We start from the raw sequence: 18,713 nt of genomic DNA on the forward strand, positions 1-18,713 counted from the left end.
GGGCGTGGGTGGGCTCGGGTCGTCCCGGGGGCCGTGGCGCCCCGATGGCGCGCCCGCGGGCGGCCCCGGTGACGCCCGGCGCCGAGGCGGCCCCGGTGGTGGGAGCGTGGGTGGTGGGCCGCGCCCGGGGAGTGGGGAGCACCGGCCGGAGCCGGCCGAACGGCTCAGCGAGCGCGAGCTCGCGGTGCTCAGCTACCTGCCCACGATGCTCACCACCGCGGAGATCGCGGCCGAGATGTACGTGTCGGTGAACACCGTCAAGACGCACCTCAAGAGCATCTACCGCAAGCTGGACGTCGCCAGGCGCCGGGACGCCGTCCACCGTGCGCGTGCCCTTCACCTGTTGTGATCGGCCACCTGTGGCGATCGGCATCTGTTGGGATCGGCACACGTCGTCAGCCCGCCGGGCGGTGTGTCTCGTCGGGCCATCCCGCGTCGTCGAGGTGCCACACGGCCCTCGGTGGCAGGTGACGGGCGTGCTCGCCGGGCTCCTCGGGGGTGCCCGCGGCGGGCTCGCCGCCTTGCGGCGGGCCCAGGTCCGGGCCGGTGTCGCAGCACCCCGGTGCGACGTCTGAGCGGGGCGGACTCTCTCCGGCGCCCCACCACTCGGGACCACCTTCGTGGGGGTACCCGGGGTTGTAGACCTGCCCGGCGGGGCTGGGGAAACCGCTGGGGCCGAGGTCCTCCCACATGGCGGGGATGCCCGCGTGGGGATGTTGGCCCGGGGGTGGTCCGGCGGCCGGGAAACGAAATCCGGTTGGCTCCTCTGTCCCGAACCGTTCAGTGCCGGCCTGCGGCCAGAACCGCTCGGTCGTGCCATCCGCCGAGGGGGAACGCGGGGGAAACGGAGGAAGTGGAAGCGTCGCGGCAATGGCTGCCGGTCGGCGGCGGCGCGGCGGGCGTAGACCGCGCCCGAGACAGACGAGCAGGGTGGCTCCACCGGCCAGCATGATGATCGAACCGAGGACCCGCAGGTCGATGCCGGTCAACCGATAGGACAACGCATAGCGGAGCGTTGCGCCCGCGGCGATGAGGAAGATCGCGAATCCGGTCGTCACTCGCTTCACCTCATTTCGGCGGGCCTCGTGGGCCGACCGCAATGGTGATCGAATGTGATCGTCAAATATACGCTCGGTGAGAAAACTACCCTCTGTGGCAGGCGATTACACGCGTGCAGCCGAAGGTGGAGGTGGTGGTCGGACCGGGCCAATTTGAGGGCGGTTGCTGGCACCTTTGGGTGGTGGAGGCGCTGCGTTGATGTGACTGTGCGTGTCACAGTCGTGACGATCAACGGTGTCCTGCGGGGAAATGACGCATGAACTGAGGTTCATTATTCACATAAGCGGGCCAGGCTTATCAGGCGTCAGAAAGTAGGCTTCGCGGACTGGCATCTGGGTAGTCGCGGCCCTAGGCTTGCCGAACATGTCCAGCTTGGCCGGAAATACGCCGGCTGATTCGCGACTACCGGCCAGTGACCTGGTGTCGGTCTGCCCCCGGAGGCATGTGTGACTGACCGAATGCTCAGCAATCCCGATGGTAGCCCCAGCGGCCATCCGGCCACCGGCCGGCTCGCCGTGACGATGGACACATCGGCGGGGGTTTCTCGGCCGCCCGGCGTGGCGGCCCCGCACCGGGCACCCACGATGCGGCACGCGCCGATCTCGGCGACGTCCGCGGTGGGCCACCCGGGCGCCCGTACCCGTCCCGGCGCGGTGGCGGCGGGACTGCCCGGCCGCGCCCCGGTCGCGGCCCGCGGGCCGCAGGTGCCGCGGGATCTGGCGCTCGGCGCGGCGGAGCTGCGCGGCGTGCTCCGCGTCGTCGAGGACTGCGAACGAGCGGCGTCGCTGCCGGCGTTCCGCGAGGCGGCGCTCGACGGGATGGCCCGCCATCTCGGCTACCGCCACTCGGCGTTCTTCCTCGGCTCGTCCCCGCAGGCGACCTTCCAGGACGCCCGCCCGACTGGTCGCGGTCTCGCGCTGCGCATGGCCGGGCCCTTCCTGGAGCGGTACCGCAGCCTCGAGGTCTTCAACGACCCGGAGAGCCTGCGACTGATGTGGGAGCGTGGCCTGGTAACGCTCGACGAGATCGGGGTGCCCGACCGGCCCGAAGTCCGGCTGCGGTTGGAGCGCTTCCTGCGCGCCCACGGGATCCACGCGAAGCTGCTGATCAGGCTCGCCGGGGGAAGCGGTGTCGGTGCGGTCGTCTCCCTGCTGGACCCGCGGCCCGGTGCCTTCGGGCCGCGTGACCGCGCCGTGGGCGCCGTGCTCGCCCGCCACCTCGGCAACCTGCTGCGCTTCTACATCCGGGTGAACCCGGGCCCGGCCGTGACGGCGAAGCTTTCCGCCCGTGAGCGCGACGTCGTCCGCCTGGTGGCGGAGGGCCAGTCGAACCGGCAGGTGGCGGAGGCCCTCTGCATCAGCATCGACACGGTCAAGCACCACCTGACGCACGCGCTCGTGGCGACCGGTTGCTCCAACCGCACCCAGCTCGCGCTCGCCTGGCAGCGTGAGATGGGCTCGATGCCGGCGCCGGGGCTGCCCCGCCCGTAGCCGGTGCCGTCGTATCCCGGCCAGCCGTGGTCGGGGCGCTCGCGGGTCCGCGGACCGGCGGCGCACGAGCGGGCGGTGCGGGGTGCCCACCCGGTGCCGATCGCTCTCCTCAGCACAACCTGTTCATGATCGTCCGTGCGGGTTCGCCCGACCCGCACCCTCCGGGGGCACCTGCGCCCGGATAGCAACGCCCGGCCGGCATGCCCGGCAGGGTCGTCGGACCAGCCCACGGCCCGACATAGCCCGGACGTCGAGAGATCGGCGCCCAGGCGGAACGTACACCGGATCGCGCCCGCGCTCGCCCGGCGCGCGGCGCGTCCGAGGGCTCGGCCACGCGCCACGGCGGTCGCCGGTATGGAGCAGGTCGCCGGTATGGAGCGGCCCGCATGGAACCGGATGGATTGGCCGTCCGTTGTGACAGTTCGGTCGTCCTTCCTCGCGAAGTCCGGCCAGGCGCCGAGCCCCGCGATCGCGGCCCCGCCCCCGCCGTATGAGCGCCCCGCCTCAGCGGTGCGCGTGACAGGCCGTCGCGGCAGGTCGTGACCCCCTGACCCCCTGGCCGCGAGTGGACCGGTGTTCGGAGTACTCCGGTCGGAACCGTCCTTCTCGGCGCGCCGCCGATCGCTGCTGGTCGGCGCCTGCGCCTCGCCCGCCGACCGCCGGGCCGCCGCTGTCGTCGTCGCCGGTCGTCGCTGTGGTCGCCGTCGCCGAGTCGCCGTCGTGTCGCCGCCGCCGTCCGGCCGCGCCCTGACCCGGCACACCCTGACCCGACAGACCCTGAGGTGACGCGTCGGTGACCCGATGCGCTCCTGACCCGATGCGGCCCCTGAGCCCTGGCCGGGCATCCACGAATGACTCGGGAGAGTCGTCCGAGCACTCTGACGCAAGGACTCCCAGGCCGTGACCTGGCTCTAGTCACTTCGGGTGGTCTTGCCGCCTGCTCGGCATCGTCGCGGAATGCTCCCCGTGGTCTCGTGTGGCTTGCCCGGAGCCCGGGCGACATCCGTGCGGTGCCCTGATCGCGTTGGAAAAGCCCTTGTGAACTGGGTATTTGTCGCGATCGAGCGCGATCGAGGGGGCGGATCCAAGATGGGCGAGAGAAATGGGCGGCGCTTATGCTTGCGGCCACTCGGTTATGGTGACTAGGTTGAACGGGCCATGTCACTGCGTATGTGGGGGTCAGAAGAGACGAGTCTGCCGACAGCACGCCCGTCCGGCCCAGGCTGGCGTCGGTGGCTGTTCCAGATCGTCACCGGAGGAACGGCTGGATGAATGTCATGTCATGGGGTGCGGGTGCGGTCCGCCGTCGGGGCCGCGGTGCCGGTCCGGGGAAAGCCGGCACTGATTCCCGGTGGTTTCGGTCGCCGACGCTCCGCACCCGGACGGCATGACATGTCACTCTGTGCGCGCGCCGGAAAGAATCCGGGCGAGGTGCAGAATCGCAACCGTTCCAGGCGTGTGTGCGGCATCGTCGCGGCGAACATCGGGTGTACGGCGAAACGCGTGCTGCCCGTGGAGCGGGACAACACGTCGGGTGCGGTCGGCCCCGAGATCGCCGTGGAGCGTGCCGCGCCGCGTTCCATGTGTTCGCCGGCGTGCGTGGGTGATGAGCGGGGGCACCTGATCGTTTCGTGGCGCGCCCTGGTTGTGGAGACCCCGTCCGGACGGGCTAGTATTTCGCGCACGTTCGCTGCCTCGGGTGAGCCGATCGGACCGGGCCGCAGTCACTACGACCGAATCGTCGCCGGCGGCGGGGAGTCCGGGCCGGTCGCCGGTTCTGTCCCTCATATGGAGTTGCACCTGCCTGATATGCCGATCGCCCCACGACGCCGACACCGGACTACCGCGAGGCGCGCGGATCAGCGGCGGTCTGTCGGCGATCTCTCCCGTGGTTCACCGGCGCCCGCCGGCCGAGCCCGCCCGAATCCGACCCCGGCCCGCCGGCCGGCGCCGACGGCATCCGTTCCCGGTCGTCGCCCATCACGGTGGTGCCTGGCCAGGAGGAGCATCCGATGAGCAGCTCGTTCAGCGCCCAACCGAGGCCCGCGGCGGTCGAGCCCGGAGACCGGGATCTGGTCGTCGTCGTCAGCCCGTTCGGTGAGCCCGCGCCGCACCTGGTGGCGGCGGTCGGCCACGCCGGCGGCCTGGGAATCCTCGATCTCGGCCTCGACCCGGCCCGCGGCCGGGAGTCGATGGCCGCCGCGGCCGCCTGGTCGACCGCGCCGTTCGGGGTCCGGGTCCCCGAGGGCTGCCCGATCGGCAGCGGTGACCTGCCTGCCGGCGTCGACACGGTGCTGCTCGGGGTGAACGCCCCGTGGACGGTGGCCGAGGCGGCCGGCCGCGGTCGGCGTGTCCTCGTCGAGGTGCTGTCCGTGGCGGACGCGATGGGCGCGCTCGAATCGGGAGCGGCCGGCCTCGTCGCTCGCGGCAGTGAGGCCGGCGGACGGGTCGGTGACCTCACGACGTTCACTCTGCTACAGCACCTGATCGCCGCGAAGGCGACACGGCGGGACGGGACCGTTGCCCCCGTGTGGGCCGCTGGTGGCATTGGTCCGGCCACGGCCGCCGCGGCGATCGCCGGCGGGGCGGCCGGTGTGGTCCTGGACTCGCAGCTCGCGCTCGTTCGCGAGATGGAGCTGCCCACCGAGATCGCGGCCGCCGTTCGCGCCATGGACGGCAGCGAGACCGCGCTGATCGAGGGCCACCGCGTCTACGTGCGCCCGGATCTGCCGGTCGCCCGGCTGGTCGGCTGGCCTGCCGGCACGGGTGCTCCCAAGGACGGCGACGAGCCGGCCACGGATTTCCGGGACACCGGCGGCGAGCTCGCCTCCGACGGCGCGCTGACGTCCGCCGCGCCGGCGGCAACAGCGCCGGCGGCCACGGCATCCACCGTCGGCGGCGAGCGGGGCCCGGTGGCACTGCGGCTGGGTGGACGCGACCTGCGGGAACAGCTTCTCCCGGTCGGGCAGGACGGTGCGCTGGCGGCCGACCTGGCCGACCGGTATGTGTCGGCGAGCGCCGTGGTGCGGGCCGTGCGGGAGTCCGTGCGGACCGCCCTAGACTCGGCGGCGCGCCACCGGCCGCTCGCGCCGGGATCGCCGTTCGCGGCCGCCCGCGGGCTGCGCTACCCGGTCGCGCAGGGGCCGATGACCAGGGTCAGTGACCGGGCGCGGTTCGCCCGCTCGGTGGCCGACGGGGGCGGGCTGCCCTTCCTCGCGCTCGCGCTGCTGGACGGCGCCGCGACCCGGACGCTGCTGACGGAGACCGCCGAGCTGCTCGGCGACTCGCCCTGGGGCGTGGGGATCCTCGGGTTCGCGCCGCCCGAGGTGCGCGCGGCCCAGCTTGAGGCGGTGCACGAGGTGCGCCCGCCCTGCGCGCTGATCGCCGGCGGCCGGCCGGCCCAGTCGGCGCCGCTGGAGGCCGCCGGCATCGACACCTTCCTGCACGTGCCCTCGCCGGGGCTGCTTGACCGCTTCCTCACCGACGGGGCGCGCAAGTTCGTCTTCGAGGGCCGCGAGTGCGGCGGCCACGTCGGGCCGCGGGCCAGCTTCTCGCTGTGGGAGGCGCAGATCACGCGCCTGCTCGCCTTCGCCCGGGCCGCCGGCGACGAGCCGGGGTCACTCCAGGACGTCCACGTGCTGTTCGCGGGCGGCATCCATGACGCGACCTCGGCGGCCATGGTCGCGGCGGCGGCGGCGCCGCTGGCCGACCGCGGCGCGCGGGTCGGTGTGCTCATGGGGACGGCCTACCTGTTCACCGAGGAGGCGGTCGCCGACGGCGCGATCATGCCCGGTTTCCAGGAGGCGGCGATCGGCGCCACCCGCACCGTGCTGCTGGAGACCTCGCCCGGGCACGCCACCCGGTGTGTGGAGTCCGAGTTCGTGCACACCTTCCTGCGCCGGCGCGAGGAGCTGACGGCCGCGGGCGTGGCGCGCAAGCAGATGTGGGCCGAGCTGGAGTCGCTCAACCTGGGCCGGCTGCGGATCGCCAGCCGGGGCGTCCGCCGCGAGGGGGGCCAGCTGGTCGCGGTCGGGCCCCGCGAGCAGGCCACGGACGGCATGTTCATGATCGGCCAGGTGGCGGCCCTGCGATCGGACCGCACGACGATCGGCCGGCTGCACGCCGAGGTGACCGAGCAGGCCACGGCGCTCGTCGCCGAGCGGGCGGCCGAGCGGGCGGCCGAGCGGGCGGCCGAGCGGGCCGGCGGGCCGACCGGGCAGGTCGCCGCGCTGCCGGCCCAGCGCACCGCCGGGAGCACCGACGCGGCCGACGGCGACCAGGCCGAGCGCGCCGCGCGGTCCGTGGCCGCCGTGCGCGAGGCGGCGCGGTCGCTCGACATCGCGATCGTCGGTATGTCAGCGGTGTTTCCGCGGGCTTCCGACGAGAAGGACTACTGGGCCAACGTGGTCGGCGGCGTCGACGCGATAACAGAGGTGTCACCCGAGCGGTGGGACGCGGATCTCTACTACGACCCGGAATCGGTCGTGAAGGACGCCGGCCGGCGGACGCCGTCCAAATGGGGCGGATTCCTGCCGAGAATCCCGTTCGACGCGCTCGCCTACGGAATACCGCCGCGTTCTCTGCGTAGCATTGATCCGGGTCAGCTCCTCGCGCTGGAGGTCGCCGCCCGGGCGATTCGCGACGCCGGGTACGAGAACCGGCCGTTCGACCGCCGACGCACCTCCGTCGTCTTCGGCGCTGAATCAGGGTCCGACCTTTCCACGACGTATGGATTCCGCTCCGCGCACCGGGCCTGGGTCGGTGAGCTTCCCGCCGAGCTCGAGGAGCTCCTGCCCGAGCTCGACGAGGATTCCTTTCCCGGCCTGCTCGCGAACGTCATAGCAGGACGGGTGGCGAATCGGCTCGACCTGGGTGGCCTGAACTTCACCGTCGACGCGGCGTGCGCCTCCTCACTGGCCGCCCTGGACGCAGCGTGTAAGGAACTGTCGGCGGGCTCGTCCGACATGGTGCTGTGCGGGGGTGTGGACACACATTCCAGCGTCCATGACTTCCTGCTGTTCGCCTCGGTGCACGCGCTGTCTCCCGGGGGCCGTTGCCGCAGCTTCGACTCCAGCGCGGACGGCACCAGCCTCGGTGAGGGTGTCGCCGTCGTCGTTCTCAAGCGCCTCGCGGACGCGCAGCGCGACGGTGACCGGATCCGCGCCGTCATCCGGTCGGTCGCAGGCTCCTCCGACGGCCGGGCGCTCGGCCTGACCGCGCCGCGCAAGGCCGGGCAGGTCATCTCCCTCGAGCGGGCCTACGCGACGGCGGGAATCTCGCCGTCCGAGGTCGGCATGCTGGAGGCGCACGCCACCGGAACAGTCGTGGGGGACCGCACCGAGCTCGCCACGCTCACCGAGGTGTTCACCGAGCACGGCGCCGCCGTCGGCCAGTGCGCGGTCGGTTCGGTGAAGTCGCAGATCGGCCACACGAAGTGCGCCGCGGGCCTGGCCGGGCTGGTCAAGGTGGCACGCGCGGTGGAGACCGGTGTGCGGCCGCCGACGCTGCACGTGGACCGCCCCAACCCGTACTGGGAGCGGGAGAGCAGCCCGTTCTACTTCGACGACCAGGCCCGTCCGTGGATCGCGCCCGCCGGGCGCCGCCACGCCGGCCTGTCCGCCTTCGGGTTCGGCGGGACGAACTTCCACGTCGTCGTGTCGGCCTACGACAAGGCACCGGAGCCCGCGCACGGCCTGGACCGGTGGCCGGCGGAGCTGTTCGTGATCCGCGGCCGGGACCGGGCCGCCGCGCTGCGCCGGCTGGACCGCCTCGCCGAGCTGGCCCGCGCCAACGAGGAGGCAGGCCGGCCCTACCACCTGCGCGATCTCGCCCGCACCGCGGCCGAGGAGCGAGGCGGCCCGGTGCGGATCGCCTTCGTCGTCGACGAGCTGGACGAGCTCGCCGCCGCCCTCGACCGGGCGCGGGAGCCGCGGTCCGACTCCCGCCTCGGCGTGTTCGTCCACGCCGAGGACGAGGCCGGCGCCGCGGGCGGAACGGCCGGCGCCTCCGGTGCCACCTCCGCCGGTGCTGGGACGTCCGTCGCGGGCTCTGGCTCCGGTTCGGTGGCGTTCCTCTTCCCCGGCCAGGGCAGCCAGCGGCCCGGGATGCTCGCGGATCTCTTCGTGGCCTTCCCGCGCCTGCGCTCCCTGCTGGAGCTCGCCCCGGATGTCGCCGCCACGATGTTCCCCCCGGCCGCCTTCAGCGACACCGAGCGGGCGGCCCAGGCCGCGGCGCTGACCGACACCCGGGCGGCGCAGCCCGCGCTGGGAATGGCCGGGCTGGCCGTCCACGACATCCTGGCCGGGCTGAAGATCCGTCCCGACCACGTCGCCGGTCACTCCTACGGCGAGCTGGTCGCGCTGTGCGCGGCTGGGGCGTACGACCGGGCCGACCTCGTCCGCCTCAGCCGGGCCCGCGCCGACGCGATCCTCGCGGCGGCCGGCGGCGACCCGGGCACCATGGCCGCGGTGTCGGCGACGGCCGACCAGATCCGGGACGTGCTCGGTGTGCCCGCCGCCGACGGCACCGTGGCGGGAGTGGCGCTCGCCAACCAGAACGCGCCCCGCCAGACCGTGATCTCCGGGCCGACCGCCGACGTCGACGCCGCGGTCGGCCGGCTCAAGGACGCCGGACTCTCGGCCCGGCGCATCCCGGTGGCCTGCGCCTTTCACAGCCCGGTGATCGCCGGCGCGGCCCAGGCGCTGGCCGGTGAGCTCGCCGCCACGGCCGTCGGCGATCTCACGCTGCCGGTGTGGTCCAACACGACCGCCGCGCCCTACCCGCGGACCCCGGACGGCACGCGCGCGACGCTGGCCGGCCAGGTCGCGGCCCCCGTTCGCTTCGTCGAGCAGATCGAGGCGATGTACGCGGCCGGCGTGCGGGTCTTCGTCGAGACCGGGCCGGGCCGGGTGCTCTCCCAGCTCACGGCGAAGATTCTCGCCGGACGTCCGCACCGGGTCGTGGCGACCGACGCACCGGGGGAGCACGGCCTGCGCCGGCTGCTGCTCGCGGTGGCCGAGCTCGCGGCGGCCGGAGTGGAGATGGACCCGTCGGCCCTGTTCGCGGGCCGCGACACCCGCACGGTCCCGGCCGACGGGATGCCGCGGCGCCCGGGCTGGCTGATCGACGGCGCGTATGTGCGGACCGGCCAGGGCGGTTACCTGCCCGGTGGTCTGCGGCCCGCCCGGCGGGTTCCGCCGGTCGCGCCGGCGGTGGGGACCGAGCCGGCCACGGCTGGGACGGGTGGGTCCGGTGACACAGGCAGGCAGGACGGCCCCGGGGCCTGGCGCGTGCTCGCGCCCGGCCCAGCGGTGGCCGACCCAGCGGTGGCCGACCCAGTTGTGGGCGGCCCAGTGGTGGCCGGCGGATCGGCAGGAGGCACTCCAGTGGACGGCCCTCAGATGATGAACGGGCACGCGAACGGGCACCGCGACGGCTGGTACCCGGGGCCGAACGGGTCCGGGCCCGCGCTCGCCGCCGCCGGGACTTCCGGCGAGCAGGTGGTCGACGGCCGTCCGGCTGCCCCGGCCCCGGTCGCCAGCCCCGCCGACGCGGCCGTCCTCGAGTTCCTGCGGACGGGTCGTGATCTTGTTGCGGCGCAGCGTGACGTCCTGCTGACGTATCTGGGTGGCGCCGCGGCCGCGCCGGTCGAGCACGGTGCCGGGCGGTGGACGCCGGCAACCACCCTGCCGGCCCCGGCGGCCCCGGCGGCCGTCATGCCGGCCGCTGTGACCGCCGCGCCTGCCGGGCCCGCCGTGGCCGCGCCGGCCCCGGCCGCGTCGGCCCCGGCCATGCCGGCGCCGGTTGTCGCCATGCCGGCCGCGGTGGAGGCCGGTGCGCTGGTCGCCGCCGTGCCGGCCGCGGTGGAGGCGGGCGTATCGGCTGCCGCCGGGTTGTCGGCGGAGGCTGTGGCGGATGCGGTGGTGGGGGTGATCGCGGATCTGACGGGTTATCCGGCGGAGATGTTGGAGCCGGATCTGGATCTTGAGGCTGATCTGTCGATCGATTCGATCAAGCGGACGGAGATTCTGGGGGAGCTTGCGGGCCGGGTGGGTCTGGCTGGTGTGGGTGCGGGCGATGTGGATGAGTCGGTGGTGGAGGAGTTGGCGGCGGTGAAGACGGTCCGGGGGATCGTTTCCTGGATCGTGGAGCACCAGTCCACCGACCAGGCCGCCGGTCCGTCCGCCGGCACGGTGCCTGCCGTGCTTCCGGCCGGCGCCCCCCTGGCCGCGGCCGAGGGGTCCGCGCCCGCGGGTGGGCCGTCCGCCGGGTTGTCGGCGGAGGCTGTGGCGGATGCGGTGGTGGGGGTGATCGCGGATCTGACGGGTTATCCGGCGGAGATGTTGGAGCCGGATCTGGATCTTGAGGCTGATCTGTCGATCGATTCGATCAAGCGGACGGAGATTCTGGGGGAGCTTGCGGGCCGGGTGGGTCTGGCTGGTGTGGGTGCGGGCGATGTGGATGAGTCGGTGGTGGAGGAGTTGGCGGCGGTGAAGACGGTCCGGGGGATCGTTTCCTGGATCGTGGAGCACCAGTCCACCGACCAGGCCGCCACCCCGGCGATCACCGCCGGGGACGGAACCGGCCACGGTGCGGGGCCCGGCGCCGGCGCGGGCGCGGGATGGGCCGGGCCCGGACAGGTCGAGGTGCCCGAGCAGAGCCGCGCCGAGCGTCGGTCCGCCGACGGCGCCGGCGGCCGGGGGCAGTCCGGCGGGCCGTGGGCCGGGTCGGCGGCGGTCCCGGCGTCCGCCGTCCCGGCAACCGCTGCGGCAACGGCCGCGGCGAGGCCGCCCGCGCCGGGTACGCGGAACAGGGCTGGCGTGCCGTCGGCCGCCGCGGCGCCGGCCACGGCCGTTCCGGTGCCGGCGGGTGTTCCGGTGATGTCCGCGCCGCTCGGAGCGCCGGCCGGTGCCCCGCCACGGCCCGCGTCGGCACCGGAGAGCTGGGGGGTGCGTTCGGCCCCGCGGGGCTCGACGGACCCGGTGTTCGCCGAGCGGGTGCCGCTGCGTCGGTTCGTGGTGGAGTCCACCGAACTGGCTCCGCTGCCGTCCTGGGATGACGTCGTCGCCGCTGGTCGGGCGGCGGTGCTGGACGGCGCCCGGTTCGCCGTCGTCGACGGCGGGCTCGGGATCGGCCTCGCGCTGTCGACCCTGCTGGAGCAGGCCGGGGCGCAGGTCCGCATCATCTCGGCGAACGACGCCGCCCTGGGCGAGCTGGTCGCCTCCGGCATCGCCGCCGACGGGCTGTTCTGGGCCGCCTCGGCCGAGGGCTCGGCGGGGCCGGTGGGCGGTCTGCCGGCGGCGTTCCCGGCGCTGCGCGCCGCCGCGCTGGCCGGAATCCGGCGGCTCGTCGCGGTCACCGGCCTCGGTGGTGATCTCGGCCGCAACGGCGAGATCGGCGACCCGGGCCCGGGCGCCGGCATGGCCGGGCTGGTCCGGACCCTGGCCCGTGAGCTGCCCGACCTCCTGATCAGGCTGGTGGACGTCCATCCCAAGGCGCAGCCGCGGCGGATCGCGGAGAGCCTGCTCGCGGAGATGCTCGACCCGGCCGCGCCGGTCGTCGTCGGCTACCGCGACGGCGTCCGGATCGCGCCCGAGCTGCGGATGTCCGACCTGGTCGCGGTCACCGCCGGGCCGGGGTCCGCGGCCGCCGGATCGCCTCGGGCCGCCGCCGCTCCGCCGGGGCTGGACAGGTCCGGCGTCGTCCTGCTGACCGGTGGTGCGCGTGGGATCACGGCCCGTACCGCGCTGGCGCTTGCGGGTGCCACCGGCTGCGCGGTCGAACTGGTCGGGCGCACGCCCGTCCCGGACGCGCCCGAGGACGAGGCCACGGCGGGTGCGCTCGACGCCCCGGCGCTGCGCCGGGCCCTGATCGCGACGGGGGTGCGCCGCCCGGCCGAGATCGAGGCGCGCATCGGGCGGATCCTGGCCGAGCGGGAGATCCGTGCCACGCTCGCCGCGCTGCGGGAGGTCGCCGCGTCGGTGCGCTACCACCCGATCGACGTGCGGGACGTCACCGCCGTCGCCGGTGTCGTCGCCGACGTCTACGCCCGCCACGGCCGGTTGGACGGTGTCGTGCACGGCGCCGGCGTCCTGGAGGACCGGCTGCTGCGGGACAAGTCGCCGGAGTCCTTCGACCGGGTGTTCCGCACGAAGGTCGACGGGGCGCGCGCCCTACTGGACGCGCTGCGGCCCGATGTGGGCTTCGTTGTGCTCTTCGGCAGCGTGGCCGGGGTGTTCGGCAATCGCGGGCAGGTCGACTACGCCGCCGCCAACGACGCCCTGGACGCCCTCGCGCACACCGCCTCGGCGCGCTTCGCCGGCCGGGTGGTCAGCGTCGACTGGGGTCCCTGGGGCACCGACACGGCCGCCGGCCGTGGGATGGTGTCCGCCGAGCTGTCCCGGGAGTACGCCCGCCGGGGCATCGGCCTGATCGACCCCGGCGAAGGGGTCGCCGCGTTGCTGCGAGAGCTCGGTGAGCCGGTCGCGGACGCGCCGACCCAGGTCGTCTACATGTGCGCGGGAGTCGGGTCGTTCGATGGGTGACACATCCCGCCACAGCGGCGGCGGCCCCCGCGGCGCGGGCGGGCAGGAGATCGCGATCGTCGGGATGTCCGCGCTGTTCCCCGGCGCGGGCGACCTGGACACCTACTGGCACAACATCGTCGGTGGCGTGGACGCGATCAGCGACGTCCCACCGGGCCGCTGGGACCTCGACGAGTACTACGCCGGGCCGGCCACGGACGGCGACCGGCAGCCCGGCGGCGACCGGCGCGACGGCGGCCGGCGGCCGGACGGCGCGGGCTTCTACTGCCGGCGCGGCGGGTTCGTCGACGACCTGGCGACGTTCGACCCGGCCCGGTTCGGCATCGTCCCGGTCTCGGTCGACTGGGCGGAGCCCGACCAGCTGCTCGCGCTGCGGCTCGCCGCCGAGGCCATGGACGACGCCGGCGGGGCCGAGACGCTCGGTGACCGCGGCCGCGTCGGCGTCGTGGTGGGCCGCGGCGGCTACGTCGGGCCGGGTGTCGCCCGGCTCGAGCAGCGGGTCCGCACCTCGCACCAACTGGCGACCACGCTGCGCGAGGTGCTGCCGGACGTCCCGGACGCGGCCGTCGACCAGGTCGTCGACGCGTTCCTGGCCCGGCTGGGGCCGCAGCGGCCGGAGGCGTCCATCGGCCTGGTGCCGAACCTGGCGGCCTCGCGGATCGCGAACCGTCTCGACCTGCACGGCCCGGCGTACACGATCGACGCGGCCTGCGCGTCGTCCCTGGTCGCGGTGGACATCGCGGTGCGGGAGCTGGCCGGCGGCCGGGCCGGCGCGATGATCGTCGGCGGCGTGCACATCGTGCACGAGGTCTCGTTCTGGAGCCTGTTCACGCTGCTGCGGGCGCTCTCGCCCACCCAGCGGATCCGGCCGTTCGACCGCCGTGCCGACGGCCTGCTCATGGGCGAGGGCGTCGGGATGATCGTCCTGAAGCGGCTGGCCGACGCCCGCCGCGACGGCGACCGGGTCTACGCCGTGCTGCGCGGCGCCGGGACGTCCAGCGACGGGCGCACCGCGAGCCTGATGGCACCCGCGTCCTCCGGGCAGATCCTGGCGATCGAGCGGGCCTGGGCGGACGCCGGCCTCGACCCGGCGGCGCCCGGCGCGGTCGGGCTGATCGAGGCGCACGGAACCGCGACTCCGGCCGGCGACGGGACCGAGCTCTCGACGCTGGCGAAGGTCTTCGGCGGCGAGGTCGGGGCGAGCCCCGTCGGCCTCGGGTCGGTGAAGTCGATGATCGGGCACGCGATGCCCGCCGCCGGCATGGCCGGGCTGATCAAGGCCGCGCTGGCGCTGCACCACCGCACCCTGCCGCCGACGCTGCACTGCGACGAGCCGCACCCGCTGTTCGACGGGAGCCGTTTCGCCCCGGTCCGGACGGCGGCCGAGTGGGAGCCGTCCGGTTCCGCGCCGCGGCGGGCGGGGGTGAACGCCTTCGGGTTCGGCGGCGTGAACGCGCACGTCGTCCTGGAGGAGTGCCTCGACGACCACGCCGGCGCCGTCAACCCGGTGAGCTTCGGCGGTTCCGTCGGTTCCGCCGCCACCGCCACCGCCGTCGCCGGGACGGGTGCCGTGCTCGGGCCCGACCCGGAGGCCGAGCGGGTCCTGCTGTTCGCGGGCTCGTCGGCGGCCGAGATCGTCGCCCAGCTCGACGTCCCGGACGCCGACCTGCTGGGGCGCGACGACGCCGCGTCCCCGCCGGCGGGTGGGCCGTTCCGGCTGGCGTTGGTGGCGCCCACCCCGCGCCGGCTCGCGCTGGCCCGCACGGTGGCGGCCCGCGGCACCGCCTGGCGCGGGCGGAACGATCTCTGGTTCGTCCCCGAGCCCCTGCTCGGCGACCGCCCGGCGTCCGACGCCGCGGGCGGACCGCGGCTGGCGTTCCTGTTCTGCGGTCTGGAGGACAAGTTCGCCCCGCGGATCGACGACGTGTGCGACCACTTCGGCCTGCCGCGTCCGGAGGTGGGCGACACCGCCGAGCTCGGCAGCCACGGCGTCGCCAGCGTCCAGGTGGGACGGGTCCTCGACACGGCGCTGCGTCGCCTCGGGGTGGTCCCCGACCTGGTCGCCGGGCACAGCGTGGGCGAGTGGAACGCGATGCTCTCGGCCGGGCTGATGAGCGACGACTACGCCGACGAGTTCATCGAGGTCTTCGACCCGGCCTCGCTCGAGGTGCCCGGTGTCGTGTTCGGTGCGCTGGGCTGCGGCGCGGAGGTCGCCGCCGAGGTGATCGCCGGACTGCCCGAGATCGTGGTCTCGCACGACAACTGCCCGCACCAGTCGATCATCTGCGGGCGGGTGGACAGCGTCGAGACCGCGCTCGCCCGCCTGCGCGCCCGCGGGGTGCTGGGGCAGACGCTGCCGTTCCGCTCGGGCTTCCACTCCCCGTTCCTGCGGCCGCACCTCAAGCGCCTGCAGGACGGCCTTTACAACACCCCCTTGCACGCGGCGCGGGTGCCTGTGTGGTCCGCCACCACGGTGGCTCCGTATCCATCCGGACACGACGACATCCGGGAGCTGGCCGTCCGGCACCTGCTCGAGCCGGTGCGTTTCCGGGAGCTGACGCGGCGCCTGCACTCCGCGGGCGTCCGGGTGTTCGTGCAGGTCGGGATGGGCAGCGTCGCCGGATTCGTCGACGACACCCTCAACGGGCCGGGGGACGAGCACGCGTCGCTGGTCACGAACACCGTCAAGCGGTCCGGCCTCGACCAGCTCCGGCGGGTCGCGGTCGCGCTGTGGGCCGAGGGCGCCGCGCCGCGCCTGGACGTCCTGCCCTGCCACACCAGACCAGAGCCCGCCACCGTCCCGGCCAGGGAGCCGCGGGCGCCCCGGGTGCCTCAGACGGCCGCGCCGGCTCGGCCCGGGCGCGCGGTGCGGCTGCGCCTGGGCACGCCGCTCGTCCGGCTCGGGGCGGACGCGCCGGACCTCGCGGCGTCGCTCCCGTCCCGGATCAGCGGCGAGGCCGCGGGACGTCCCGTCGGCGAGACGCCGGCCCAGGTGGCCGACGGGCTCGGCGGGCCCGCGCGGCATGCCGTCCTCGCCGAGCTGGGCGCGGCGGTCACGGACGCGAGAGCGGTGATGTCCACCGTCACCGACCGCTGGGCCGCGACGCGGGCGTCCGGTCCCCCCTCGACGGCGCCGGCGGCGACCTCCGTGCCTGTTGCGCCGGCCGGGCCGGCGGCGAGTGGGCCGGGTGGTGGGCGGACCGTGCGGCGGGAGCTCTCGCTGGCGACGATGCCCGAGGTCGCCGACCACTGCTTCTACCGGCAGCCCCCGGGGTGGTCCGACCCGTCCGACCTGTTCCCGGTCGTGCCACTGACCGGCGTGCTTGAAATGATCATGGCTGAGGCGAGCGCGCTGATGCCCGGCCGCGCGGTGGTGGCCGTCCGGGACGTGCGGGCCACCCGCTGGCTGGCGATCGAGCCGCCGGTGCAGGTCACGATCACCTGCGCGCCGCTGGGCCCGGACGAGGTCCGGGTGGACGTCGTCGGCTACACGCGGGCGACGGTCGTCTTCGCCGACGCCTACCCGGCGCCGCCGCCGGTGACCGACACGGCCACCGGGTTCGTCCCGGCGCCGGGCGCGGCGGGGGAGGTCGTGATCCCCGGCGAGTCGCCGTCCCCGCACACCGGCCGCGCGATCTACGACGACCGGCTGCTCTTCCACGGGCCCGGCTACCAGGGCGTCGAGTCCGTCGACGGGATGGCCCCGACAGGGCTGCGTGGCTGGCTGCGGGTGACGCCCGCCAGCGGCGCGCTGCTCGACAACGCCGGCCAGTTCTTCGGCTACTGGGGCATGCAGTACCTGCCGTCGGACTGGCTGCTCTTCCCGGCCTCGGTCACCTCGATGCGGTTCTTCGGCCCACCGCCGCCGGTCGGCGCGCGGATGTCCTACCTGGGCCGGATCCGGGACGTGACCGACCGCACCGCCACCGCGGACATGGAGATCCGGGACGCCGGCGGACGGCTGTGGGGGCACATCCAGGGCTGGACCGACCGACGGTTCACCGAGGACGACGTCCTGTGGTCGATGGCACTGGCGCCGGAGGCGAACACGCAGAGCCACCTGACGCCGGACGGCTGGGTGGTGGTCACCGAGCACTGGCGTGACCCGGCGTCCCGGGAGCTGTCGTTGCGCCACTACCTCGACGCGGACGAGCGGACGCGGCTGGCCCGCCACAATCCGCTGGCTGCCCGGTCCTGGTTGCTGGGGCGGATCGCGGCCAAGGACGCCGTGCGGCGCCGCTGGTGGGAGCGCGGGGCCGGCGCGGTGTGGCCGATCGAGGTCGGCGTGACGGATCTGGTGTCCGGGCGGCTGGTCGTCGGCACGGTGCCCACCCGACCGGGCCTGCCCGAGCTCACCCGCCCCGAGGTGAGCATCGCCCATCGTCCGGAGATCGCCGTCGCCCTCGCGGTGGACGACCCGCGGGACGTCGGCGGCGTGGGGATCGCTCTGGAGCGCATCGAACGGCGCGGGCCCGACGCGGAGGCGGCCGTGCTCGCCGAATCCGAGCTGAGCCTGCTCGACGAACTGGCCGGCGCGGATCCGGATGTCCGCGCGGTCTGGCTCGCGCGGTTCGCCGCGGCGAAGCAGGCCGCCGCGAAGACGTACGGGACCGGGCCGGTCGGCGATCAACGGCGGTTCGTCGTCGGCCGGCCGCGACCGGGCGGATCCGCCGTCCTGGCGGCGGTGCCGCGCGGGCCGGGCGGGGTGGTCGCCCATCTGGTCGGCGCGCCGACCGAGGCGACCGGCCTGCCGGCCCCGACGCTGGTTCCAGTCACCGTCTCCGCCCCGGACGGCGGGCCGGGGGCGGCACCGGCCGCGGCCGGGCACGCCGCCCCGGCGGAAGTGGGAGCGGGGGCTAGCGAGACGTGGTGGGTGGCACTGCGCACCATGGACACCACCGGCCGGCCCCGTCCCGACACCGAACCGAATGATCACACTGCCGCATCCGGCACCGCCGCACCCGGCGGTCACACCGCCGGAACCGGCGATCGCGTCGCCGCACCCGGCGGCGTACCCGCCGGCGGCTACATCGTGGCCTGGACCTCGCCACGGATCGAGCGATCCGCGAGGCCTCCGGGCGGCGCGGCCGGGAGCCCGCCCACGCGGCGGCCCGGCGGTCAACCCACCAGCCCGGCCGGTGACCGGCCGGGCGCACGGACCGGTACGCAGCCCGATCAGCAGAAGGAGCAGACCCAGCGATGACCACCGACCAGTCGACCATGACCGCGGACCCGGCGACCCGCGCCGACCAGGTGCTCGCGGACGTGACGGAGATCCTGCGCGACGTGATCGGCGAGGAGTACATCGTCGACATGTCGATCGACATGGACACCTCCTTCAACGCGGACCTCGAGCTCGAGAGCATCGAGTTCGTGACCTTCGCCGACCGGCTCCGGGAGACCTACGGGGACCACGTCGACTTCGTCGGCTTCCTCTCGGAGATGGACGTCGACCAGGTGATCAACATGAAGGTCGGGGAGGTCGTCCAGTTCATCGTCGACAGCCTCGAGACCGACACGCCGGCCGCCGCCCGTTAGCGGCGGTCACGGTCGGCGGGGGGCTACGGGGACCTCGTATGCGCGCGGCGCGGGGCGCGCCGCGCGCACAACCTTCGTGAAC

6 protein-coding genes are annotated in these 18,713 nt (G+C 74.7%); 5 read left to right on the forward strand and 1 reads right to left on the reverse strand.

Features of this window, described 5'->3' with window-relative positions; genetic code table 11:
• Positions 1 to 349, forward strand: a 349-nt coding sequence (locus tag FMEAI12_RS37880) for a helix-turn-helix transcriptional regulator (protein ID WP_235013785.1), incomplete at its 5' end; no start/stop codon positions are given.
• Positions 350 to 395: 46 nt separating this feature from the next.
• Here FMEAI12_RS37880 and FMEAI12_RS07150 read toward each other — a convergent pair.
• Positions 396 to 1,058 (reverse strand): hypothetical protein, encoded by a 663-nt coding sequence (locus FMEAI12_RS07150; protein WP_112105413.1) that lies wholly within the window; start codon positions 1,056 to 1,058, stop codon positions 396 to 398.
• Positions 1,059 to 1,517: 459 nt separating this feature from the next.
• Here FMEAI12_RS07150 and FMEAI12_RS07155 point away from each other — a divergent pair, with 459 nt between their 5' ends.
• The 4 genes from FMEAI12_RS07155 to FMEAI12_RS07175 all read left to right on the forward strand — a co-directional run bounded on the left by FMEAI12_RS07155 (position 1,518) and on the right by FMEAI12_RS07175 (position 18,631).
• The gene (locus tag FMEAI12_RS07155) at positions 1,518 to 2,549 is read left to right on the forward strand and encodes a LuxR C-terminal-related transcriptional regulator (RefSeq protein ID WP_041254861.1); all 1,032 of its coding nucleotides are present in this window, start codon (positions 1,518 to 1,520) and stop codon (positions 2,547 to 2,549) included.
• A 2,012-nt stretch (positions 2,550 to 4,561) separates the two neighbouring features.
• Positions 4,562 to 13,093, forward strand: coding sequence for a type I polyketide synthase (locus FMEAI12_RS07165; protein WP_112105418.1), 8,532 nt, complete (start codon positions 4,562 to 4,564; stop codon positions 13,091 to 13,093).
• A complete protein-coding gene (locus tag FMEAI12_RS07170) occupies positions 13,086 to 18,296 on the forward strand; it encodes a type I polyketide synthase (protein WP_112105415.1) in 5,211 nt (1,736 codons plus the stop codon). Before FMEAI12_RS07165 ends, FMEAI12_RS07170 begins: the two co-directional genes overlap by 8 nt.
• Positions 18,293 to 18,631 (forward strand): acyl carrier protein, encoded by a 339-nt coding sequence (locus FMEAI12_RS07175; protein ID WP_071066803.1) that lies wholly within the window; start codon positions 18,293 to 18,295, stop codon positions 18,629 to 18,631. Before FMEAI12_RS07170 ends, FMEAI12_RS07175 begins: the two co-directional genes overlap by 4 nt.
• The last annotated feature ends 82 nt before the right edge of the window (positions 18,632 to 18,713 follow it).

It is taken from the genome of Parafrankia sp. Ea1.12 (genome assembly GCF_900465275.1).
In the GTDB taxonomy this organism is placed as follows: Bacteria; Actinomycetota; Actinomycetes; order Frankiales; family Frankiaceae; genus Parafrankia; species Parafrankia soli.